We start from the raw sequence: 19,471 nt of genomic DNA, 5'->3' as shown, positions 1-19,471 counted from the left end.
GCCCATTAAGTTTAGCGTTTTGAATTAACTGTAAAAACTCTGCGCCAGAGAGCCGAGTAATAATTGCCAGCCATCGACCAGCACGAACAGCATCAGCTTGAAGGGCAGCGAGATGGTGGCCGGTGGCACCATCATCATCCCCAGCGCCATCAGAACGCTGGCGACCACCAGGTCGATAATCATGAAGGGAATGAATACGGTGAAGCCAATCTGGAAAGCAGTTTTCAGTTCGCTGGTCACATAAGCTGGCAGTAAAATACGCATCGGCACGGCTTCAGGCCCTGCCAGTGGCGGGATGTTAGCCAGCCGGGCATACAGCGCAAGGTCACTTTCGCGGGTCTGACGCAGCATAAACTGACGCAGTGGCTGAGCGCCTTTGTCCATTGCTTCCTGCATGGTGATTTTGTTTTCGGTGAACGGCTGATAGGCATCGCTGTAAATTTTGTCGAAGACCGGCGCCATCACGAAGAAGGTCAGAAACAGGCCAAGGCCGAGCAGCACCTGGTTTGGCGGCGCGGAAGGCGTACCCAGCGCATTTCGCAGTAAACCCAGCACGATAATGATGCGGGTAAAACTGGTACACATCAGCAACATCGCAGGTAACAGGGTCAGTGTGGTGATGAACACCAGCGTCTGGATCGGCAGCGACCAGTTTTGTGCCCCGTTAGACATCTGCTGGCTGATGATCCCCGGTAATTGCGCAAAAGCCGTCGGGCTGGCGAGCAGTAACAGTGGCAGACACAGGTGAGTGAGCAGGCGAACAGGGCGCTGACGGGCAGCGGTAAGGGCGGATTTCAAGAAGGTCATGCCTGCTTTCCCGGACGTTTCAATATTTTCTGCATCAGCTGACGGAAATCAGCTGGCGGGTTATGGGGGGTGCCTGAGTCCGGCGTCTGTCCCGCCGGAGGCGCGCTCAGTGTGTGCAGCGGGGTGATGTTTTGCGCCGTCACACCCAGCACCAGCCAGGTATTATCGACTTCCACGATCACCACTTTTTCACTGCGACCGACCTGTACACTGGCGGTCACTTTCAGCAGTTTGTTATTTTTAGACTGCGGCGCAAAACCAGCGCGCTTAACCACCCAGCCAATAAACAGGATCAGCAGCAGGATGCCGCCGAGCACGGTGCTGACTTGCGTCAGCACGGAACCGGCAGGCAGAGCCTGAGGGGAGCTCTGCGTGGTGGCGTGGTTTACCGGGCCGGAAATGTACGGAGAATCCGTCGCGGCATTCTGACTCATCAGCGGCTCAGACGGCGCATGCGTTCTGACGGCGTGATGATGTCGGTAATACGTACGCCATATTTATCGGCGACCACCACCACTTCACCCTGAGCAATCAGATAACCGTTGATGAGGATATCCAGAGGCTCACCGGCCAGACCGTCGAGCGACACGACGGATCCCTGCGAAAGACGCAGCAGTTCTTTGATGGTCATTTTTGTTCGACCTAATTCCACGGTCAGTTTCACCGGAATATCGAGGATCATGTCGATATCTTGCAAACTGCCGGTTCCGTCCTGGGCACCCAGCGCGGCGAAAACACCGTCAGTTGACGCTTTCGCGCCGCCCGCAGACTGTTGTTCGTTAAACGCATCAGCCCATAAATCGTCAACGTTATCCGATCCGGCGTCAGACGGTTTATTGGTGTCACTCATGGGGCTGTTCCTCATCTAGAGAATTTAAAATTGGGTTGATCAAATGTTCAACGCGCAGGGCGTATTGTTCGTTTAAAGTGCCATATTGGCTGGTCAGTACAGGAACGCCGTCAACGTGGGCGATCAGGCGGTCCGGCTTCTCAATCGGCAGGACATCACCCGGTTGCAGTTTCAGGATCTGAGACAGGCGCAGCGGGATTTCAACAAAATTCGCCACCAGCTCCAGCTCAGACTGCTGAACCTGGTTCACCAGGTTTTCACGCCACTGACTTTCTTCATTGCGTGAGTTTTCGACCGGCGGATTGGTCAGAAGCTCACGTAAAGGTTCAATCATGCTGAACGGAATACAGATATTGAAATCACCGCTCAGCGCGCCGATTTCCACATGGAACGGCGTGGTCACCACGATGTCATTGGGAGACGAAGTAATGTTAGTGAATTTGATCTGCAATTCGGCACGCACATATTCCACGCTCAGCTTGTAAACGCCGCTCCAGGCATCTTCGTAGGCATCCAGTGCCAGGGTGAGCATGCGTTTAATCACCCGCTGTTCCGTGTGAGTGAACTCGCGCCCTTCCACTTTGGTCGGAAAACGGCCATCGCCACCGAACAGGTTATCCACTGCAATAAAGACCAGGCTCGGGGCGAACACAAACAGCGCCGTACCGCGCAGAGGTTTCAGATGGATAAGGTTCAGGTTGGTCGGCACCGGTAAATTACGGGCAAACTCGTGGTAGGGCTGGATTTTGATCGCCCCTACGGTGATGTCCGGGCTGCGGCGTAAGAGGTTGAACAAACCCATACGGAAATGACGGGCAAAGCGCTCGTTAATGATTTCCAGAGCCTGCAACCGCTCACGAACAACGCGACGCTGCGTCGTAGGGTCAAAAGGTTTTACACCGTCATCAGACGCGGCAGTCTGTGTGGCGGTCGTGGTGTCGCCTGCACTGTCACTGTCACCATTGAGCAGCGCGTCGATCTCGGCCTGTGAAAGTATGCTGTCGCCCATAATTTGTTTATCGCAGTATGAAAGCAGTGAAAAGCACGTCGCTGATCGCCTGTGGAGGCTGACCTTTGACCAGTGGTGCGTCCAGAACCTGTTTGATGTCCTGAACCAGCTGTTGTTTACCGGCTTCGCTGACTAAATCCGTCGTCTTCTGACGGGAGAGCAGCAGCAGCAACCGGCTGCGAACTTCAGGCAGGTATTCATTAAGCGTAGCCCGATTTCTTTCGTCCGGCAGACGCAGGGTAAGGCCGATATACAGCACACGGTCAGGATCGTTATCCGCTGTTTGCAGGTTAACGGTGAAGGTATCCAGTGCCAGGAAGATCGGTGCCGCAGGGGGTTCTTGCTTTTTCACTTCAGCCGTCTGTGTTCCATTTCCGGATTGTTGCTTGTGCAACATCCACCAGGCGTAACCGGCCGCACCACAGGCTCCGATGGCAATCAGTAACAGCAGAATCATCATTAACGGCCGCTTTTTCTTACGCGATGCCGAGAGAGCAGAGTCAGACATGGATGAGGCGATTTCCTGTAAGTATGAGCAGTCTGGCGTGAGGAGCACCCTACTGCTGAGTCAATTCTAAGAATGATTATCCCGCTTATCCTGTTGTTCAATAGTCAGAATAGGCGGGATAAATAAGGTCAGCTCTGCCGTTTGAATTAAGGGAGAACTGACCGTCGGTAATTATCTGAAACAATTCTGTGGACTTTTACGCAAATTCCTACGCAAAAATGTCCACGCTGTTATTGCCGCTGACCCGTGACGCTATCGATGCCGGAACCGGCAAAGCATCGCTGGCAGAAGTGTTGCTGCCGGAGTTGAACGCCGCCCAGCTGGCCGCGTTACCTTGCTGCGAACCGGACTGACTTTGCTGCTGGGCCTGTTGCCACTGCGAACTGTCGCTGCCCACGCTGCTCTGACCCAGGCTGATACCATTATCTGCCAGCGCCGTTTTAAGTTCCGGCATGGCGGATTCAATTGCCGAGCGCACGCCGCTGTGACCCGACACAAAATGCAGCTGCGCCTGATTATTTTCAATCTTCATGCTGATCTGGATAGAGCCAAGATCCGCTGGATGCAGACGAAGTTCTGCGGTCTGTTGCCCCTGACGGTTGAACATCATCACTTGCTGACCCAGTTGTTGCTGCCATTCCGGCGTACCGAGCTGTGCGTTAAGCAGTGGCGTGGACGGCGCGGTCACGGCGCTGGTGGTGGTCGGCGTGGTGGACACCGGGGCGGAAGAAACGGCAACAGCCGCAGTGCTCAGCTGATTCAGTGCCTGTGTGCTGTTATCAGAAGGGCGGCTGTCATTTTGCTGTAAAGCCGCGGCATTGCCGGCTGCTGCACTCATTGACGCCAGGGCGCTGCTAAAATCAGGGGTGTTGCCGGTGGTTGCTTTACTGCTGGCTGCATGCTGCGCGGAACCCGCTGTGGTAGTGCCGGAGGCTGCGGCTTTCGGATCGGTATCCGTTACGGCGGCCGTTTTGCCCTCACCGGTCAGTAAGGAAGATGCGGTCAGACCACCCAGCAGCGAATTTTGCTTATCAGTTGCAGGCGTCTCATTGCGGGTAATTTGCGTGGCTACGGCGGTTGCGGTCTGGACCTGCGGGGCAGGTTGTTGCTGAACCGCCAGCTGAGCGAGCAGGGACTGAACCGAAAGATCAGTGCTGGTGTCAGCGCTGTCTTTATCTTTATCGCTCAGGGCAGCATCTTTGACCGACGCGGTGCCCGCACCTTTCAGAGTGCCAGCCGGCAGTATCTGAATGGCGGCAATCATTTTGCTCAGATCACTTTCATCCAGCATCAGGCTGCCATCTTCTTCACCCGACGCCACCGCCTGCGTCAGTGTCGTTTTATCGACGATCGCCCCTTTGGCGGAAATTTGCTGGCCGAGTTTGGCTAACGTGCTGGTGATTTTAGGATCCACTTTTTCGCCGAGCTGAGCTTCAAGCTGGCTGGCAAAATCAGCCGGGCTGGTTGCGCCGGTATCGGGAATTGTACTGATGTCCGTCGCCGCTGATGTGCTGGCAGATGAACTGCCTGTCGCCGCGCTCGCGGTAGTCTTGGCCGTGGTAACGGCTGCAGGCAAAATGTTCAGATTCATGATTGTTTCTTCCTGTGTGCGCTGCGCTGGGCGAACTCATCGTTCTGCTTTTGATCAATCTTGTTTTCCAGAGAACGTTGTTGCTCACTGGCGCGGGTTTGCAACGTCTGGTATGCATTGAGCCGTTGCTGCTTATCCTGCCACTGGTTAACCGCCGCATTCAGCCGCTGATCCCATTGTTGTAACTGTTTACGGTGCTGCTCAATTGCGACTTCCAGCGTTCCGATAAACTGCTGATAGTTTTGCCAGGTATTCGCGGCAATCCCGCCGGTCATGGTGGAGTTGAGTTTTTCCCGGTATTCACGCTGATAATTGAGCAGCATGGTGAGCTGTTCTTTTGCCTGATGATGCGACTGCCGGATTTGGCCCAAATGACTGGTCGCCTGATCCAGCGCTTTTTGCGCCAGCGAGCAAAGTGTGATTAACGGCGATGAGCTTTCCATTTATGCCTCTGCTTATCTAGGTTTAGCCCGGGAGCAACATGTTCAGTTCCAGACAGGCGTCTTCATATGTGCTGCGTTCCATGATGTCCTGCTGCAGAAAGTTCTCCATCTGCGGATACAGCTTGATAGCGCGATCGAGCATCGGATCGCTGCCTGCGGCATAGGCGCCGACGCTGACCAGGTCACGGTTACGCTGATAACTGGATAACAATTGTTTGAAATTACGTACGCGCCCGTACTGCGCGTCATCGATAAGTGAGGTCATCGCACGGCTGATCGACGCTTCAATATCAATGGCCGGATAATGGCCGGATTCCGCTAAACGGCGCGACAACACCACATGGCCGTCAAGAATGGCGCGGGCGGAATCGGCAATCGGATCCTGCTGGTCATCCCCCTCGGTCAGCACGGTATAGAACGCGGTAATCGAGCCGCCGCCGCTGATACCGTTACCCGCGCGTTCAACCAGCGCAGGCAGTTTTGCAAATACGGAAGGCGGATAGCCTTTGGTAGCCGGGGGCTCACCTATCGCCAGGGCGATTTCACGCTGCGCCATGGCATAGCGGGTCAGGGAATCCATGATCAGCAATACGTGCTGGCCGCGGTCACGGAAATCTTCAGCGATACGCGTGGCGTAAGCGGCACCCTGCATACGCAAAAGGGGAGACACGTCAGCCGGTGCCGCGATAACCACGGAACGGGCGCGTCCTTCATCGCCCAAAATATTCTCGATAAAATCTTTAACTTCACGGCCACGCTCACCAATCAGCCCGACCACAATGACGTCTGCTTTGGTGTAACGCGCCATCATGCCGAGCAGGACCGATTTACCCACACCGGAACCGGCGAAAAGCCCCATACGCTGGCCGCGACCGACGGTCAGCAGGGCGTTAATGGCACGAACGCCGACATCCAGTACATCCGTTATCGGCGTACGTTGCAGCGGGTTGAACGGTGGCGTGATAAGAGCGGCGCGATAGCCGGTGTCCGGCGGCGGTAAACTATCGAGCGGTTTGGCGCTGCCATCCAGCACGCGGCCGAGCAACTGCGGGCCGAGCGGCAGTTGTTTGCCTGCGGTCTGACCATCGGCGGCAATACGGGCATACACGCGCGCACCCGGTAAAATGCCTTCCACTTCTTCCAGCGGCATCAGGAACAGGCTCTGACCGTTGAAACCGACCACTTCACTTTCCACTTCCTGCACGACCGGCCCGTCATGGCGTTCAATCAGACAGGTTGCACCCAGAGGCAATTGCAATCCGGTGGCTTCCAGCACCAGACCTGTTGCCCGGGTCAGACGACCATAGCGACGGACTGACGGCGTGCGGGCCATACGTTTTTCCGCGTCATCCAGCGTTTTCAGCAAACGGCTCAGGCGGGCGGTCATCAGAGATCTCCCGGCGCAGCGAGACGGCACAGCTCATGCCAGCGGGTGGCCAGCGAAGCGTCCATGTCGCCATCTTCGGCACTGACTTTACACCCCCCGCTGTGGATCTGGCTGTCGGCCAGCAGTCGCCAGCCGTTCATACTCAGGCTGGCACCAAGTTGTAATTCCACACGTTCGAAGTCTGCCGGGTTAACGCGCAGTTGCGGTTTGCCCTTGAACATCGGTTCCTGCTGGATCAATTGCTGAATCTGATTAAGCAGGGCAGAACCGTCACATATGGGTGCCTGACCAATAATCTGTTTGGCGGCAGTCAGCGCCATCTGCATCAGACGGGAAGCAATAACACTGTCGAGTGCATCCAGCGTTTGCTGGAAGTCAGAAACCATGTGCTGCCAGTGCTCAGTCAGCACCGCCTGCTGTTGCTGACCTTCCTGTAACGCCTGTTGCAGTCCGGCTTCCTGACCTTGCTGGAAACCCGCGGCGTAACCTTGTTTCTGTCCGGCATCAAGGCCCTGCTGGAAACCCTGCTGTTCAGCGCGACGCTGAAGATTCAGCAATTCGTTCTGGTCTACCTGAACTTTGGGTTGTCCGTCGTCTTGTTCTTCTTCGCCATCGGCCAGTAAAGGCTCATCGGGCGTGGTAAAGACCGGCATTCTGAGATCGCCCGGCTTCCACCGTTGCCAGGGCAGGGCGTTGATACGCTCTGCATGACGTTCTTCTGCAGTTTTCGTTTCCGTTGCCGGCTTTTCAGATTCCGGAGAATCAGTATGAGGAGAATCAGACATAAGAATCCTCGCCGCCGCCAACCATCATTTCGCCGGACTCTGCCAGGCGGCGAACCGTCTGCAGAATCGCTTTTTGTTCGTTCTCGACCAGAGACATACGCATCGGTCCACGGTTTGCCAGGTCGTCGCGCAGGATATCTGCTGCACGTTGCGACATGTTGCGCAGGAATTTGTCGCGCAATGGCTGTTCCGCCCCTTTCAGTGCCACCAGTAACGATTCGCCTTCGACTTCCTGCAACAGGCGCTGAATACTGCGGTCGTCCACATCCACGAGGTTTTCGAACAGGAACATCTCGTCGATAATTTTCTGCGCCAGCTCGCCGTCGTAACCACGAACGGCTTCGATAACCGCTTCTTCCTGCTGAGTTTTCATCAGGTTGATAATTTCTGCCGCAGTACGGACACCGCCCATCTTCGAACGTTTGAGGTTCTGACCATCAAGCAGGTTGTTCAGTACTTCCGTCAGTTCGGCCAGCGCCGCTGGCTGGACGCCGCCGAAGGTCGCGATACGCAGCATCACGTCGTTGCGCAGACGTTCGTCGAACAGCGCCAGAATATCGGCAGCCTGGCCACGTTTGAGGTGCACAAGGATGGTGGCGATAATCTGCGGATGTTCGTCGCGGATAAGGTCGGCCGCCATCAGCGGTTCCATGAAGTTCAGTGTTTCCATGCCGCTGGTGGTTTCGCGCGACTCCAGAATGTCTTCCAGCAGACTCGAGGCGCGCTCTTCGCCCAGCGCTTTGGTCAGCACCGAACGCAGGTATTCGCTGGTATTGACACTCAGTGCGGCGTACTGCTCGGATTCGTCTTCGAACTCATTCAGCACTTCTGCCAGCTGTTTGTTAGAAATCTGATGAATATTCGCCATCGCGCCGCTGATTTGCTGCACTTCGCGAGGGGAGAGGTGTTTGAATACCTCCACCGCGCGGTCTTCACCCAGCGTGATCATCAAAATGGCGCTTTTTTCGGTTCCGGTCATAGTCATGGTTGTTCGGTACTCATCCATTGGCGGATAACCAGGGCGACGATACGTGGATCTTTATCGGCCAGCTCCTGAACACGTTGGGTCTGTACTTCGACACTGACACGCTGTTGTGAACGTTTACGTTTCTCCAGCTCGTCATTGCTGAGTTTGACCGGTTTGCTGCCTTCAGGCTGCGGCATAGAGGCTGCGAGTGCCGCGGCAGCGGCGGCTTCTTTGTCTGCCTGCTGTTTGCGCAACATCGGACGAACCATCTTGCGCCACAGCAGCCAGGCCACAATCAGCACCAGTAACCAGCGACCTGCATTGAGTAACTGATCAAAGAACGCCTGTTGTTTCCAGAACGGCAGATCACCGGAATCATCGGTTGTCTGATTGAACGGCGTATTCACCACGTTCAGCGTATCGCCACGTTCCTGGGAGAAGCCCATCGCTTCGCGGACCAGATCATCAATTTTCTTCAACTGGTCGTCGGTCAGCGGCTTCGCTTTGCCATCCGGCCCGACCTGATAGTTAACCACTACCGCCGCAGACAGACGCTGAACGGCGCCGGCACTGTGCTGGGTATGTGTGATGGTGCGGTCGACTTCATAGTTGGTCGTTTCATCACGACGACGGTTAGACGGCACGTTGGCATTGGCACTTGCCGCTGCATTCTGTGCCGTGCTGCCGGTCTGATTCTGCGTACCATTGGCATTGTTCGCCGCCGGTGGGTTAGTCACCGGGGCTGTGGCTGACGGAGCTGGCTGGTTGCTCAATGCGCCTGGCACGCCGCCCACAGAGGTACCGCCAATCTGATCGCTGGTGCTTAACTGGCGTGAACGCACCGCCGCTTTATCCGGAGAACCATTTGGCTGATAATTTTCATCTGTCTGCTCACGGCTGGCGTAATCAATCTGCGCGGTGATTTGCGCATGCACGTTACCGTTGCCGACCACAGGTTGCAGAATGGATTCGATACGACGTTGCAGACGGCCTTCCACTTCATTGGCGTATTTCAGCTGAGAAGCGTTCAGGTCACGACCGTTGTTATCAGACTGTGTCAGCAGATGGCCGCTCTGATCCACCACGGTAACGTTCGCAGGCGGTAAGCCGGAGACACTGCTCGATACCATATAAACGATGGCGTTGATCTGACCATCATCCAGCGCACGACCCGGTTGTAAATTCAGGGTCACAGAAGCTGAAGGATTTTTTTGTTCGCGGACAAACAACGATGGCTTAGGAATAGCCAAATGGACACGGGCGCTGCTGACCGGGCCCAGCGTTTCGATTGTGCGTGAGAGTTCACCTTCCAGTGCGCGCTGATAGTTGATCTGCTCGCTGAACTGGCTGATGCCGAATTTTTCCTGATCCATTAATTCAAAACCGACCGCGCCGCCTTTAGGTAAACCGGCCGCAGCCAGTTTCAGACGCGTTTCATAGACCTTGTCAGCCGGGATCAGCAACGCACCGCCGTTGTCAGAAAACTGATAAGGAATATTCATTTGGGTCAGCTGAGTGACGATGGCACCGCCATCCTGATCACCGAGATTGCTGAAGAGCACCTTATAAGTAGGCTGTTTGGCCCACAGCATCATGACAACAACAATAGCCACGGCAGCTGCAGCTGCGATGGCGATAGGAACTTTTGGGTTGGCGCGCAGGCGATTAAGCAACGCAGTAAAACCGCTTGGAGGGGTTTCTGCGCCGGCTATTGCGGAACTCATACAAGATCCCTATTTAGCTGTTGAATGGTGATGTTCATGTTGTCTCTTAACAAAACAGACTCCCAAGTGCGCAATCGTTAAAGCGTGACATTTTTCAGCCCTCCGTACAGGCAGGCCTATTTTCTAGGTGAGCCATTATTTGCCGCTTAGTGCAAAGTTAATGGCCCGATAAGCCGTGGTTTTTAGGTTCAATTACCGCGTTTAGGAAAAAACTGATGTGATAGGGTGTCATTCCATGAAAGAAGCCATTTGTTCATCGACAGCCCGATAAACGGAGAAAACATGTCAATTCAAGGCATTGAGAGTGTTTTACAGCAGATGCAGGCCACGGCAATCCAGGCCGGTGCCGCACCAAAGACGGATACCGCATCAGAAGCCGGTTTTGCCAGCGAATTAAAAGCGGCATTAGGTAAGATCAGCGAGACCCAGAACAATGCAAAACTGGAATCTGAAAAGCTGGAGATGGGCGTTCCCGGCGTCAGCCTGAACGACGTGATGGTCGACCTGCAGAAATCCTCGATTTCTTTACAGCTGGGTGTCCAGGTGAGAAATAAGCTGGTGGCGGCGTATCAGGACGTGATGAACATGTCGGTGTAATTGAATAAGGCCGATTACAGAAAAAATGTTGCGGATGTCACAAAATTGTCCTTTGCATGTGCAGAATTATTTGCCAGAATCGCCAAAAAAATCGCTTCACCTGCATAAAGCATCTGCACAAAATGATAATCCGTCCTCCCCGCCACTGGTTCTGGCGTTTATTCGCCTGGCATGGCTCTGTTCTGCCCAGCATTCTGTTCCGTCTGAGCCTCAACTTACTGATGTCTCTTGCCGCTATTCTGATCCTTCCCTGGTACGAGACCCTGGGTGTGAAACTGACGCTCGCGCCTTTCAGTCTGCTCGGCGTCTCTATCGCGATTTTCCTCGGCTTTCGTAACAGTGTCGCGTATTCACGCTACATTGAGGCTCGGCAATTATGGGGCGGCCTGCTGATTGCCTGCCGGACGTTGCAAAGTCAGGTCATGGCGGTGTGCCCGCAAGAGGCGCAGCGCGTGACCACGTTATTGTTGGCTTTCTGTTACAGCCTCAAACATCAGTTGCGTCACAGCGATCCTCATGCGGATCTCGGGCGACTGATGGGGGAAGATGCGGAAGATATTCTATCGCGCCGTGCGCCGACGAATATGATTCAGCTGCGCTTGTCACAATGGCTGGCTGAGCAACGCCGCAGCGGTGATCTGTCGGATATTGTCTACACCCATATGGATTCCACGCTCCTGCAGCTTTCCCAGGTGGTCGGTGGATGTGAACGTATTGTCAGCATGCCGATCCCGTTTGCTTATGGCCTGTTGCTGCACCGGACGGTATATCTGTTCTGTAGTTTGTTGCCGTTTGCGCTGGTGGTGGATCTGCACTACATGACATTGCTGGTGTCAGGCTTTATTTCCTATAGTTTTCTGTCACTTGATACACTGGCGGAAGAACTGGAAATGCCTTTTGGTCTTGCCAATAACCATCTGCCGCTGGATGCTATGTGTACCAACATTGAGATTAACTTGCTTGAAATGAACAACCAGTCGCAGTTGCCGGACACGCCGGTGCCGGATTTACGCTTCCGTCTGACATAGATGTGACCGGCGACACGAATTGAGTGATTTCTGTGCGCTGTAGTGGCAATAATCTGAATATTCACGAGACTGTCATAATATCGAAACAAAAGTGAAATAAGCTGCGGGGGCTAACACAATCTTTTCCGTTCCGATATCACGAGGTTGTTATGTCAGTTATTCAGGCCAAATCATTGCACGAAGCTGAAGATCTGCTTAATTCCGGCATGGTGAAAAAAGTCGAGCTGGCTTTTAATATCAACAGTGATGAGTTTTTCAAACTTGCACTGGAGTGCGGTGACCGTGGTGCGAAAATCACCAAGGGTAAAAATTTTTTCATCATCACACTTAAAAAATGGGTTATTCCGCCTAACAATCAGGCAGCAACAAAAAGCAACGCTCTGATGTAAACGCTTTTTGCACCTCCATAACCCTGTCAGCGGACAGCGTTATGGAGGTATATATTATTATCGCTGCCGTTTTCCCCCGTGTTATCTCACCGGTTTCATCATATAAACACTCAGTGGATCCGGGCACAGGGCATAGTCACCAAACGCCTCTGTCCGGCAATACCCCAGTTTTTCATACAATGTGATGGCTTTTTCCTGAAACACACCCGTTTCAAGGAACAGTTCATAGTGCCCCAACATTTTCAGTTTCTTTTCGATTGCTGCAATCAGTAATGAGGCAATACCCTGACCGCGAAACAGCGGGTTCACATACACCCGCTTCATTTCTGCGAGACCGTGTTTTGTGATAAACAGACAGGCGCAACCAGCCCAGTCATCATCAACTCTCGCCATAAAACACGTGATTTCACCGTCATCAAGCTCAGTGATGTTAATTCCCTGAAATGATTCCGGCGGGTAGAGCGGGTATTGATAAGCATCAAGCTCAGCAATCAGTCGTGTCAGATGCGGATGTGCCGCATCGGTTTCAAAAATCTGGGCACTCACACGCGGGCTCTCGATATAACAAAATGGATTCATATTCTTAACTTAAATTACCCCGAAAACAAGGCTCTGGCAGGGAGAACTGTGGCGGGAAAAGCCTGGATATGTAAGAAGAGTGTAAAATTTAATTATATTGCTGAGCCGTCTGTCAGAGTTATCTGATTTTAAGTGTCTCTGCTTCATTTTATACATGATCTCTATTTCTTTTATGCAACATTCATCCAAAGTGATTAATGTATAAAATGAAATAACCTGCTGTGATTAATACTGTGCGTATGATCTCGCCGGGGGAAAGGACGTATATTATAAGAGGTTGATAGAAAGGATAAAATTATGGCTGTCTATCCTGTTGGCGTTTATGTCACGCTTACTTTTACACCAGGTTTGTTTGAAGTTATCACTGTTCTGGATGAGGTTAAACCCGTGCAATACCAGGTCATTAACGTGGAAACGGGTAATGTGATCAGGGTGAATGAACACTTTATTCGCGGTATCGTGAAACCTTAGTGATCAGTAGCTTAAATGACAATCCACTCATGAGGCCGGGCAACGTTGTTTGCCCGGCCTTTCTTTTTTACTCCGGCATCAGGCGGTTAAAATCTTCTTCGTACAAACTGCGGCACTCTGCCATAAACTCCGGGTATCCCAGTTCTGAGGTCTGAACTTCCCGGTCAAGCCGCTTCTCCAAATCCTGGTGAAACCACTCAAATTCGCCATGCAGGATGCCGGTAAATCCGGTCAGTATGATGCATTGTTGTGGCGTCAATTTTTGCACGGGGGATCCTTATCATTTGCGGGCTACATCATTCATCTGTGCCAGCTTTTGCGCGATATAAATGTTGAAAGAGAGAAGTGCTTCACGCCGCTATCCTGCAGGACGCGGCAACATATTCTATCCTCTAATGAATCCCACTGGAAAACAAGGAGTCACATATGGATCAGGATCTGTTCGAACAGGCACCTTTGCCACTGCTTACACGGTTTGAGGTCGGTGACAGGATCAAATTGCTCACGTTTCCGGTAGGCGTACATCCGGCCAGCTATCAGCTGGATGTTGCGATCACCAGTATTCATGATGGTGAATTTGAGGGTGAGATAGTGCGTATTGCCCCTCTCGGTCGCCTGGGGCATCATGAAGCACATTTTAGGGTAGGAGGGCATGTTGCATTTTTTGCCCGAAACATTCAGGGAGTGGCGGCCTGAGACGCAGCCGGAGTCTGAAAACAAAACCCCGCGTCAAAGGCGGGGTTTATGGCTATCAAAAACAAGATTACATCAGGGGTTTCACGTGCTTGGTGAGCGCCTGGGTGGTTAATTCGTCGGCTTTAATCTTCGAACAGTTGCCACAATAGCCCACGAGATACCAGTTTCCGTCTGCACCCTTTTCCGGATTAACTTTGTAGCGTTCGTTACGTTTACCATAAAACTCGCGTTCTGCGTTCTGTGCTGCGTCTTCCCAAAAGCACAACGAAAACTGATGTTGTTTATCAACATGCCGTTGTCCGTTGCGGCTTCCGCCAACCAGTAAATAATGATACTCAGACATGCATTCTCCTTTTCCCAATACGGGCAATTATCCTGACAACAAGTATAAAACTCATTTCACCTGGAAAAGCTCATCCGAAAGACTGCAAAAGAAAGACTTCAAAGGGCGTGCTGAAGGCAACCCGTCGCACAATTCTTATTCCTTTAAAATTATAGAGTAGGATTGCGGTTAAGTTTGTAAATGCAGAAAAAATGTGATGATTATCACCTTTTATTTTTTAACGAGTGTGATGCGCCTCTTACAACAAATTCAGTTGTTGTGCCTTATCCGGGTTAGCTGACGTTTTTTTGCCAGCCTTTTGCGCCTTAGCCACCGGAGCAGGGCGCTGCATTTCCTGATGAAGCCAGTGCATAATGACCGTTACGGCATACTCCTGTTGCGCGACTGTCATGTCAGTATGAGCGGGTATGGAATGCCACTTTTCCAGACAGCCGCGACAGCAGGTGGCCGTCGCATGCTGGGCAATAAACACCGGGTGACCGCGCATCGGCGTTTGTTTACCGTCATGTTCCGGCTCCGCCGGAGCAAGACGCTTAGCCATAAAATCCGCCGCATGCCGGCTGACCGTTTCCGGCCCTTTATCCTGACAATACCGGTACTCTTTTACGCCGAGATGGAAACGCTGACGAAAAGGTGAAGCGGACAGGCGCTTAAATACTTGATCGATGGAAAACATAATCGGGAGATCCGGGTAAATTCTATGCGCAGAAATAGCGGCGTTAAACACATCATCTGTCGCCATCAGCGGTTGCCAGACCATGTTAGTTTGGCCTGACTATACCCCCACCGGGATCTGCAATGGCAGAAAAACATGTTATAGATTTGGTCATGTCGGTCAATAAGCACGCTGAAGAAACTGCCATGCAACAAATGATGCTGCGAAACTTTATTATCGTGATGTGCCGCAGTATGACGGCAGAACAAAAGAATCAGGTGAGATGGCAAATGCGCCAGATCCATCAGGTGTCGGATGCAGAACGTCGCAACGGCGATAGCGAAATGCTGGAAAAAACGCGGCAGGAGGTGGAAATCATGCTGGCACTGATCAATTAGGTTTCATCTGATGCCCGTTTCATTTTTCATGCGCTACCATTCTTTATGATAAACAAAGCAATGATAAACAAAGGGAGAATAAGATGGGATTCTGGAGAGTATTGATCACAATTCTTGTGCCGCCATTGGGTGTGCTGATTGGCAACGGTTTCGGTGGTGCATTTCTGCTGAACATCATTCTGACACTTTGTGGTTACCTGCCGGGTTTGATCCACGGATTTTGGGTGCAGACCCGCAAATAACCCTTGCAATGCTGTTATCAGAACCCGGTCTGCAGGCCGGGTTCTTTACACTAACGTGTCTGTAGCGAAGACGGGTTCAGAACAGAGAAAAGAGAAGGACGACCGGCAGGCTCATCGGCCAGGTAAACCCGATAATACCGGAAGTTAACAGCCTTATTTTTATCGTGTCGCGGCTCACCAGCAAAGTGAATAATACTGCAATGCCCAGTCCGCCCCAGTAAATCGTTTTAATCACTTCCCACCAAACGTGCACAACCAGCCCCTGAACATAAAGAAAATAACGGCGTGTATGATATTCCGTTAACATCTGGTAATCAAATATTGTGTGATGTTACTCAAAGTTTTGGGTTGTGTCGGTTTGGCGCGAGTTGTTATATATCGTCGGTTGTGAGAAGTGCAGGAGTCGAAAGGGGGCGTAAATGACCCCGGATCGCGGTTGGCGCGAACCCGAAACGCTTGCGGAAACGCTCGGCAAAACGCGAGCCACTTTCATAGCCTACCTGATGGGCAATATGTGAAATTGCCAGATCCGTGCATTGCAGCAGACGCAGCGCGTGAGTCATGCGTACATCGATCATCAGGTTTCGCAGTACACAATTTTCACCCGCCAGACGTCTGCGCAGCATCACTTCATTCATCATCAGCTTTTCTGCCACTTCGGCGGCAGTAAATGACTTATGCAGATTATTGACTAATAATTCACGTACGTTATCTGTCACGCTTTCACTGTGCTGCATGGAATAACGTACACCCAGTTGCGACAACCAGAGTAATTGTTCGAGCATGCGGTGACGGGTTATCGGTGCGGGCAGTCCGTGATGCCAGAGTATGGCTGAGTGAGTGTCGGTAAAACTTTGTTTGAAAGCGCCGGGGATGTGCGGAATAACTTGCAGGGTATCAACAGCAATAAGTGGCGGGCTAAAGCCGGTCGCATGAAGGCCCGCATCACTGAGTAATTGATGATCCCATGCCATGATTGCGCAGCTGAAAGGGCCATTTCCGGATAAATGGTGAGTCATGCTCAGCATTTGCCCGCTGTTAAGCACCAGCATTTCGCCCGTCTGCAATGTCACTTGCTGGCTCTGGTTCGTAATGGAGAGGCTTCCGTTCTGAATGAGAACCAGTTGTGGCTTATCAATATAAACATCATGAATAAAAAGTTCACTATGCTGAATAAGCAGAGAAATGGTTCCTATCCCTGGAGTCACTTTTATTTTACGAACCATGATGATGATGCCCGAAAATGACGACGGCAACCTGTGGTGTGCTGCCTGATAAAAAATTCCCGCTTTGCGAATACAAACAGGCTACCGGTTGATGCGTGTAATTTTGGGAGAAGACAGAGAGAACCAGCCCTGGTTGCCAGGTACTCTCTGCCTCTGAAAACTTATTTTTGCACAAGAAATATTGGAAAAAAAAGCAAATAAACAAAAATTAATAATTATTGGTGATCGCCAAAGGCAATCGAACGGAGGTCAATTTTTCCGTAAGTCGTATTCACTTGTTGTTGTCGGGAAGACTGGCCAATCAGCTCGGTGAGTTTATTCATCCGGGCCTGTAATAATGTTTTAATCGTAGTTTCATTATCCAGAATAATGCGCAAATAGCGGCGGACATCATTCTGAATCATTATCGATGTCTGTTCTGACATCGGCAATCTGGTAGTAGCTTCTACTGCTTTCACGTAACTGACTTCGAGCTCAACCAGCTCATCCCACTTCTCTTCTCTCGCCAGCCGCAACATCTGCTCGCTTAAAGACAGGATCAGTTGATATTCATTAACCAGATACTGATGTTGATCCATTATATTGGTCCTGCGACGGGTGGTAGTTTGGGCCGATTTGCCGCCAGGCATCGGCGATATTTTCAAGCAGGGTCAGCACCTCAGCGATGGCCTCTTGATCGTTGTGTAAATTTGCATGCAATAAACGGCGGACCATATAGGAATAAAGTGCGTCGAGGTTATCCACTAATTCAGGATCGCCTTTTTCGCGACTTAATCCGGCTTTCAGTCCGCTGTCGATAATATTGATGGCCATAGACAGTGATTTGCCTTTTTCGGCAATGCTGCCTTGCTCAATAAAAATACGGGCGCGGATCAGGGCGCTGCGCGCCCCGTCAAATAACATTGTCACAAGCTGGTACGGGGTGGCGCTCATCACGCCACTTTCAAGGCCTACCTGTGCGTAGGCCTGGGTTCCTTTAGCGTTATACATAATTACTGTCCTAATGAACTGGAGCTGGTTGTTGCAAACTGCTGCGTCAGATAGGTACTGGTACTGTTCAGCTTAGTCATCGCCACATCAAGAGCAGTGAACTGGGTTTTATAACGGTCAATTGTCGCCGTAATGCTGTCATTGACGGCATTGTACTGCTTGGTCAGATTTTTCAGCGTGTTATTCACTGAGGTTTCTGCGTTAGCAATAGTACCGGTGGTGGTATTGAGGAAAGTCCCATTCAGCTTGCTGATATTGGTCATGACACCGGTGGTTTTACCGTCACCGATCATCATTGCCTGAACTGCCCCCGTGTTGGTGGTCAGCGCGGTGTTGAGTTTAGTGCTGTCGACAGTCAGTTTGCCGGTGGTGGGGTCTGTGGTAATCCCGATACTGGCCAGGGTGCTGATAGAACCTGTGCCGTTAGCACCACCGAGCGCTGACTTCAGCTGGGTCTGAATCGTACGTAATGTACTGTCACCCAGTAACGCACCGTTGCTGCTGTCTGAGGAGTCAGAGTTCGTGGCGGTTGCGGTGAATTTTGTCAGACTGGCAAAAGTATCCTGCAACGCATTGTATGCGGTAACAAAGGTATTAATTGCGGTCGTTGCGGTATTGGTATTTTTAGTAATGGTCAGTGTTGCTGCACTGGCGGTGGTATCCGTCAGATTTAAGGTGATACCGTCCTGGATGTCACTAATGGAGTTACTTTGACGCTCGAGATCAATTCCGTTAAATGTCAGCTGTGCGTTGGTTGCCGCTGTTTTTTGCGTCATCGCACCGGTCGCGGTGGATGAATTGTAACCAATGATATTGTTTAACTGGTCATCGCCGGTTACGGCCACCGTCATTTCAGAATCGGTACCGGTGTTATTGGAACTGAGCACCAATTTATAATTACTGTCAGAGACTTTGACGATGCTGGCTGTGACGCCACCACCGGCCTTATTGATCGCATCGCGAACGCCGGTCAGTGAAGTCTGGTCATCGGTCAGATTAATGCTCAGCGGTTTGCTGCCATCGCCCTGACTGATGGTCAGGGTGCGGGAGTTCCCCGTCGTTGTGGTGCCCAGAGCAGCGGTGTTGCTGGTCTGAGAGGCTGAAATCAACGCCTGCGAAGCCGCCAGCTGAGTAACAGAAACCGAATATTTACCTGCCGCTGCGCCCGTCGTCGTCGTGACGTTGAAGGCGGAGGTATTACTTGAGGTAGCCGTTGTCGCACCATAAGCATCGGGTGATGCCAGGGCTGTGGCTGCATCAGCAAAGGTCTGGACAGCGCTTTGCAATGTACCATAGGCCGTCAGTTGAGCACTGTAGCTGCTCTGTGCTTTGGTAATTGGTGTCAAACGTGTTTTTTCTGCAGTCGTCAGATTATCCAGCAGATCTGAAAGATTTAAACCTGAACCGATGCCTAACGATGAGATAGTGCCTGAAGTGGCCATAATTATCCTTTACAGTTTGATTGCCCTGAGTTTGTGAATTGACAGTCGCTTTCGCTTCATTCGCTCACCCGTCTCCCTGACTGATATCAGAGAACGGGTTCACTCCTTCGCCGCTTACTGCAACTCCAATGACCTGAGGTATAAAAGAGTCTTTAAGCCCTATCGGCACGACGGAGAAAAAGTTTAATAGATCGCAACAAAAAGTAATGGCGTGAATAGGAGGTATAAGGAAGGGTAATTCTCAAATTAAGAAATCAGGGTTTTTTGAGAAATAATTCTAAAGGTTACCGGAGTACCGCCGATACAAGTTTGGACGGTGATGAACGCCGTGGGCAATAAGCCCG

At 51.8% G+C, this 19,471-nt stretch carries 27 protein-coding genes; 7 read left to right on the top strand and 20 right to left on the bottom strand.

All coding sequences use genetic code 11. The features are described from left to right. Positions 1 to 24: 24 nt before the first annotated feature. The 11 genes from fliP to fliF all read right to left on the bottom strand — a co-directional run bounded on the left by fliP (position 25) and on the right by fliF (position 10,071). Positions 25 to 807, bottom strand: a complete 783-nt coding sequence (gene fliP / locus ETV65_RS02975) for a flagellar type III secretion system pore protein FliP (RefSeq protein ID WP_129951504.1) — start codon at positions 805 to 807, stop codon at positions 25 to 27. After that, the gene (gene fliO, locus ETV65_RS02970; RefSeq protein WP_129951503.1) at positions 804 to 1,241 is read right to left on the bottom strand and encodes a flagellar biosynthetic protein FliO; all 438 of its coding nucleotides are present in this window, start codon (positions 1,239 to 1,241) and stop codon (positions 804 to 806) included. Before fliO ends, fliP begins: the two co-directional genes overlap by 4 nt. Then, complete coding sequence (gene fliN / locus ETV65_RS02965; RefSeq protein ID WP_013575804.1) at positions 1,241 to 1,657, bottom strand: flagellar motor switch protein FliN; 417 nt, start codon at positions 1,655 to 1,657, stop codon at positions 1,241 to 1,243. The genes fliO and fliN overlap by 1 nt, the downstream gene beginning before the upstream one ends. Further along, positions 1,650 to 2,666, bottom strand: coding sequence for a flagellar motor switch protein FliM (fliM, locus tag ETV65_RS02960; RefSeq protein ID WP_129951502.1), 1,017 nt, complete (start codon positions 2,664 to 2,666; stop codon positions 1,650 to 1,652). Before fliM ends, fliN begins: the two co-directional genes overlap by 8 nt. Positions 2,667 to 2,673: 7 nt before the next feature. Beyond that, positions 2,674 to 3,174 carry a flagellar basal body-associated protein FliL gene (gene fliL / locus ETV65_RS02955; protein ID WP_129951501.1) on the bottom strand — a complete coding sequence of 167 codons (501 nt, stop codon included), beginning with the start codon at positions 3,172 to 3,174 and terminating at the stop codon, positions 2,674 to 2,676. Between the two features lie 208 nt (positions 3,175 to 3,382). Continuing rightward, complete coding sequence (locus ETV65_RS02950; RefSeq protein WP_129951500.1) at positions 3,383 to 4,765, bottom strand: flagellar hook-length control protein FliK; 1,383 nt, start codon at positions 4,763 to 4,765, stop codon at positions 3,383 to 3,385. Then, complete coding sequence (fliJ, locus tag ETV65_RS02945) at positions 4,762 to 5,208, bottom strand: flagellar export protein FliJ (RefSeq protein ID WP_129951499.1); 447 nt, start codon at positions 5,206 to 5,208, stop codon at positions 4,762 to 4,764. Before fliJ ends, ETV65_RS02950 begins: the two co-directional genes overlap by 4 nt. Positions 5,209 to 5,230: 22 nt before the next feature. Beyond that, a complete protein-coding gene (gene fliI, locus ETV65_RS02940) occupies positions 5,231 to 6,595 on the bottom strand; it encodes a flagellar protein export ATPase FliI (protein ID WP_047610946.1) in 1,365 nt (454 codons plus the stop codon). Then, the gene (fliH, locus tag ETV65_RS02935; RefSeq protein ID WP_129951498.1) at positions 6,595 to 7,380 is read right to left on the bottom strand and encodes a flagellar assembly protein FliH; all 786 of its coding nucleotides are present in this window, start codon (positions 7,378 to 7,380) and stop codon (positions 6,595 to 6,597) included. Before fliH ends, fliI begins: the two co-directional genes overlap by 1 nt. After that, entirely contained in the window at positions 7,373 to 8,365 is a 993-nt protein-coding gene (gene fliG, locus ETV65_RS02930; RefSeq protein WP_101076815.1) for a flagellar motor switch protein FliG, read from the bottom strand. Before fliG ends, fliH begins: the two co-directional genes overlap by 8 nt. Further along, complete coding sequence (gene fliF / locus ETV65_RS02925) at positions 8,362 to 10,071, bottom strand: flagellar basal-body MS-ring/collar protein FliF (protein ID WP_129951497.1); 1,710 nt, start codon at positions 10,069 to 10,071, stop codon at positions 8,362 to 8,364. The genes fliG and fliF overlap by 4 nt, the downstream gene beginning before the upstream one ends. 282 nt (positions 10,072 to 10,353) lie before the next feature. Between fliF and fliE the strand changes: the two genes are divergently transcribed. The 3 genes from fliE to ETV65_RS02910 all read left to right on the top strand — a co-directional run bounded on the left by fliE (position 10,354) and on the right by ETV65_RS02910 (position 12,085). After that, positions 10,354 to 10,668, top strand: a complete 315-nt coding sequence (fliE, locus tag ETV65_RS02920; RefSeq protein ID WP_013575795.1) for a flagellar hook-basal body complex protein FliE — start codon at positions 10,354 to 10,356, stop codon at positions 10,666 to 10,668. Positions 10,669 to 10,790: 122 nt separating this feature from the next. Beyond that, positions 10,791 to 11,696 (top strand): bestrophin family ion channel, encoded by a 906-nt coding sequence (locus ETV65_RS02915; RefSeq protein ID WP_129951496.1) that lies wholly within the window; start codon positions 10,791 to 10,793, stop codon positions 11,694 to 11,696. Between the two features lie 149 nt (positions 11,697 to 11,845). After that, entirely contained in the window at positions 11,846 to 12,085 is a 240-nt protein-coding gene (locus ETV65_RS02910; protein WP_129951495.1) for a hypothetical protein, read from the top strand. 81 nt (positions 12,086 to 12,166) lie between these two features. Here ETV65_RS02910 and ETV65_RS02905 read toward each other — a convergent pair whose 3' ends face one another. Beyond that, on the bottom strand, positions 12,167 to 12,631 hold the full coding sequence (locus ETV65_RS02905; protein ID WP_129951494.1) for a GNAT family N-acetyltransferase: 465 nt from the start codon (positions 12,629 to 12,631) through the stop codon (positions 12,167 to 12,169). Positions 12,632 to 12,961: 330 nt separating this feature from the next. On the opposite strand from ETV65_RS02905, the gene ETV65_RS24850 reads away from it, so the two are divergent. Further along, positions 12,962 to 13,135: a hypothetical protein gene (locus tag ETV65_RS24850; protein WP_165383685.1), complete on the top strand. Its 174-nt coding sequence runs from the start codon at positions 12,962 to 12,964 to the stop codon at positions 13,133 to 13,135. Between the two features lie 67 nt (positions 13,136 to 13,202). Here ETV65_RS24850 and ETV65_RS02900 read toward each other — a convergent pair whose 3' ends face one another. Further along, complete coding sequence (locus ETV65_RS02900; RefSeq protein ID WP_129951493.1) at positions 13,203 to 13,403, bottom strand: hypothetical protein; 201 nt, start codon at positions 13,401 to 13,403, stop codon at positions 13,203 to 13,205. 158 nt (positions 13,404 to 13,561) lie between these two features. Here ETV65_RS02900 and ETV65_RS02895 point away from each other — a divergent pair, with 158 nt between their 5' ends. Next, a complete protein-coding gene (locus tag ETV65_RS02895; RefSeq protein ID WP_129951492.1) occupies positions 13,562 to 13,831 on the top strand; it encodes a hypothetical protein in 270 nt (89 codons plus the stop codon). 67 nt (positions 13,832 to 13,898) lie between these two features. On the opposite strand, the gene ETV65_RS02890 is transcribed toward ETV65_RS02895, so the two are convergent. Both ETV65_RS02890 and ETV65_RS02885 read right to left on the bottom strand, forming a co-directional pair. Continuing rightward, positions 13,899 to 14,174, bottom strand: a complete 276-nt coding sequence (locus ETV65_RS02890) for a hypothetical protein (RefSeq protein ID WP_013575787.1) — start codon at positions 14,172 to 14,174, stop codon at positions 13,899 to 13,901. Between the two features lie 238 nt (positions 14,175 to 14,412). After that, on the bottom strand, positions 14,413 to 14,934 hold the full coding sequence (locus tag ETV65_RS02885) for a DUF4186 domain-containing protein (protein ID WP_129951491.1): 522 nt from the start codon (positions 14,932 to 14,934) through the stop codon (positions 14,413 to 14,415). Between the two features lie 38 nt (positions 14,935 to 14,972). Between ETV65_RS02885 and ETV65_RS02880 the strand changes: the two genes are divergently transcribed. Together ETV65_RS02880 and ETV65_RS02875 are read left to right on the top strand one after the other, a co-directional pair. Next, on the top strand, positions 14,973 to 15,227 hold the full coding sequence (locus ETV65_RS02880) for a hypothetical protein (RefSeq protein ID WP_129951490.1): 255 nt from the start codon (positions 14,973 to 14,975) through the stop codon (positions 15,225 to 15,227). A gap of 83 nt (positions 15,228 to 15,310) precedes the next feature. Next, on the top strand, positions 15,311 to 15,469 hold the full coding sequence (locus ETV65_RS02875) for a YqaE/Pmp3 family membrane protein (protein WP_015690040.1): 159 nt from the start codon (positions 15,311 to 15,313) through the stop codon (positions 15,467 to 15,469). Between the two features lie 76 nt (positions 15,470 to 15,545). Here ETV65_RS02875 and ETV65_RS02870 read toward each other — a convergent pair whose 3' ends face one another. From ETV65_RS02870 to fliD, 5 genes are all read right to left on the bottom strand, one after another. Then, entirely contained in the window at positions 15,546 to 15,722 is a 177-nt protein-coding gene (locus tag ETV65_RS02870) for a GhoT/OrtT family toxin (protein ID WP_013575783.1), read from the bottom strand. 118 nt (positions 15,723 to 15,840) lie between these two features. Continuing rightward, positions 15,841 to 16,695: an AraC family transcriptional regulator gene (locus ETV65_RS02865; protein WP_129951489.1), complete on the bottom strand. Its 855-nt coding sequence runs from the start codon at positions 16,693 to 16,695 to the stop codon at positions 15,841 to 15,843. Positions 16,696 to 16,910: 215 nt separating this feature from the next. Beyond that, entirely contained in the window at positions 16,911 to 17,273 is a 363-nt protein-coding gene (gene fliT, locus ETV65_RS02860; protein WP_129951488.1) for a flagella biosynthesis regulatory protein FliT, read from the bottom strand. Next, entirely contained in the window at positions 17,248 to 17,685 is a 438-nt protein-coding gene (gene fliS, locus ETV65_RS02855; RefSeq protein ID WP_129951487.1) for a flagellar export chaperone FliS, read from the bottom strand. The genes fliT and fliS overlap by 26 nt, the downstream gene beginning before the upstream one ends. A 2-nt stretch (positions 17,686 to 17,687) precedes the next feature. Next, entirely contained in the window at positions 17,688 to 19,127 is a 1,440-nt protein-coding gene (fliD, locus tag ETV65_RS02850) for a flagellar filament capping protein FliD (protein ID WP_129951486.1), read from the bottom strand. Positions 19,128 to 19,471 lie beyond the last annotated feature (344 nt).

The sequence above is a fragment of the Rahnella sp. RFA10(1/100) genome (assembly GCF_004195115.1).
Lineage (GTDB): Bacteria > Pseudomonadota > Gammaproteobacteria > Enterobacterales > Enterobacteriaceae > Rahnella > Rahnella perminowiae.
This window is presented reverse-complemented; position numbering and strand designations above follow the sequence as displayed.

Excerpts from the sequence above, each read along its gene's own strand:
- fliP (WP_129951504.1), bottom strand. The coding sequence starts at position 807 with ATGACCTTCTTGAAATCCGCCCTTACCGCTGCCCGTCAGCGCCCTGTT.
- fliO (WP_129951503.1), bottom strand. The coding sequence starts at position 1,241 with ATGAGTCAGAATGCCGCGACGGATTCTCCGTACATTTCCGGCCCGGTA.
- fliN (WP_013575804.1), bottom strand. The coding sequence starts at position 1,657 with ATGAGTGACACCAATAAACCGTCTGACGCCGGATCGGATAACGTTGAC.
- fliM (WP_129951502.1), bottom strand. The coding sequence starts at position 2,666 with ATGGGCGACAGCATACTTTCACAGGCCGAGATCGACGCGCTGCTCAAT.
- fliL (WP_129951501.1), bottom strand. The coding sequence starts at position 3,174 with ATGTCTGACTCTGCTCTCTCGGCATCGCGTAAGAAAAAGCGGCCGTTA.
- ETV65_RS02950 (WP_129951500.1), bottom strand. The coding sequence starts at position 4,765 with ATGAATCTGAACATTTTGCCTGCAGCCGTTACCACGGCCAAGACTACC.
- fliJ (WP_129951499.1), bottom strand. The coding sequence starts at position 5,208 with ATGGAAAGCTCATCGCCGTTAATCACACTTTGCTCGCTGGCGCAAAAA.
- fliI (WP_047610946.1), bottom strand. The coding sequence starts at position 6,595 with ATGACCGCCCGCCTGAGCCGTTTGCTGAAAACGCTGGATGACGCGGAA.
- fliH (WP_129951498.1), bottom strand. The coding sequence starts at position 7,380 with ATGTCTGATTCTCCTCATACTGATTCTCCGGAATCTGAAAAGCCGGCA.
- fliG (WP_101076815.1), bottom strand. The coding sequence starts at position 8,365 with ATGACTATGACCGGAACCGAAAAAAGCGCCATTTTGATGATCACGCTG.
- fliF (WP_129951497.1), bottom strand. The coding sequence starts at position 10,071 with ATGAGTTCCGCAATAGCCGGCGCAGAAACCCCTCCAAGCGGTTTTACT.
- fliE (WP_013575795.1), top strand. The coding sequence starts at position 10,354 with ATGTCAATTCAAGGCATTGAGAGTGTTTTACAGCAGATGCAGGCCACG.
- ETV65_RS02915 (WP_129951496.1), top strand. The coding sequence starts at position 10,791 with ATGATAATCCGTCCTCCCCGCCACTGGTTCTGGCGTTTATTCGCCTGG.
- ETV65_RS02910 (WP_129951495.1), top strand. The coding sequence starts at position 11,846 with ATGTCAGTTATTCAGGCCAAATCATTGCACGAAGCTGAAGATCTGCTT.
- ETV65_RS24850 (WP_165383685.1), top strand. The coding sequence starts at position 12,962 with ATGGCTGTCTATCCTGTTGGCGTTTATGTCACGCTTACTTTTACACCA.
- ETV65_RS02895 (WP_129951492.1), top strand. The coding sequence starts at position 13,562 with ATGGATCAGGATCTGTTCGAACAGGCACCTTTGCCACTGCTTACACGG.
- ETV65_RS02890 (WP_013575787.1), bottom strand. The coding sequence starts at position 14,174 with ATGTCTGAGTATCATTATTTACTGGTTGGCGGAAGCCGCAACGGACAA.
- ETV65_RS02885 (WP_129951491.1), bottom strand. The coding sequence starts at position 14,934 with ATGGTCTGGCAACCGCTGATGGCGACAGATGATGTGTTTAACGCCGCT.
- ETV65_RS02880 (WP_129951490.1), top strand. The coding sequence starts at position 14,973 with ATGGCAGAAAAACATGTTATAGATTTGGTCATGTCGGTCAATAAGCAC.
- ETV65_RS02875 (WP_015690040.1), top strand. The coding sequence starts at position 15,311 with ATGGGATTCTGGAGAGTATTGATCACAATTCTTGTGCCGCCATTGGGT.
- ETV65_RS02865 (WP_129951489.1), bottom strand. The coding sequence starts at position 16,695 with ATGGTTCGTAAAATAAAAGTGACTCCAGGGATAGGAACCATTTCTCTG.
- fliT (WP_129951488.1), bottom strand. The coding sequence starts at position 17,273 with ATGGATCAACATCAGTATCTGGTTAATGAATATCAACTGATCCTGTCT.
- fliS (WP_129951487.1), bottom strand. The coding sequence starts at position 17,685 with ATGTATAACGCTAAAGGAACCCAGGCCTACGCACAGGTAGGCCTTGAA.
- fliD (WP_129951486.1), bottom strand. The coding sequence starts at position 19,127 with ATGGCCACTTCAGGCACTATCTCATCGTTAGGCATCGGTTCAGGTTTA.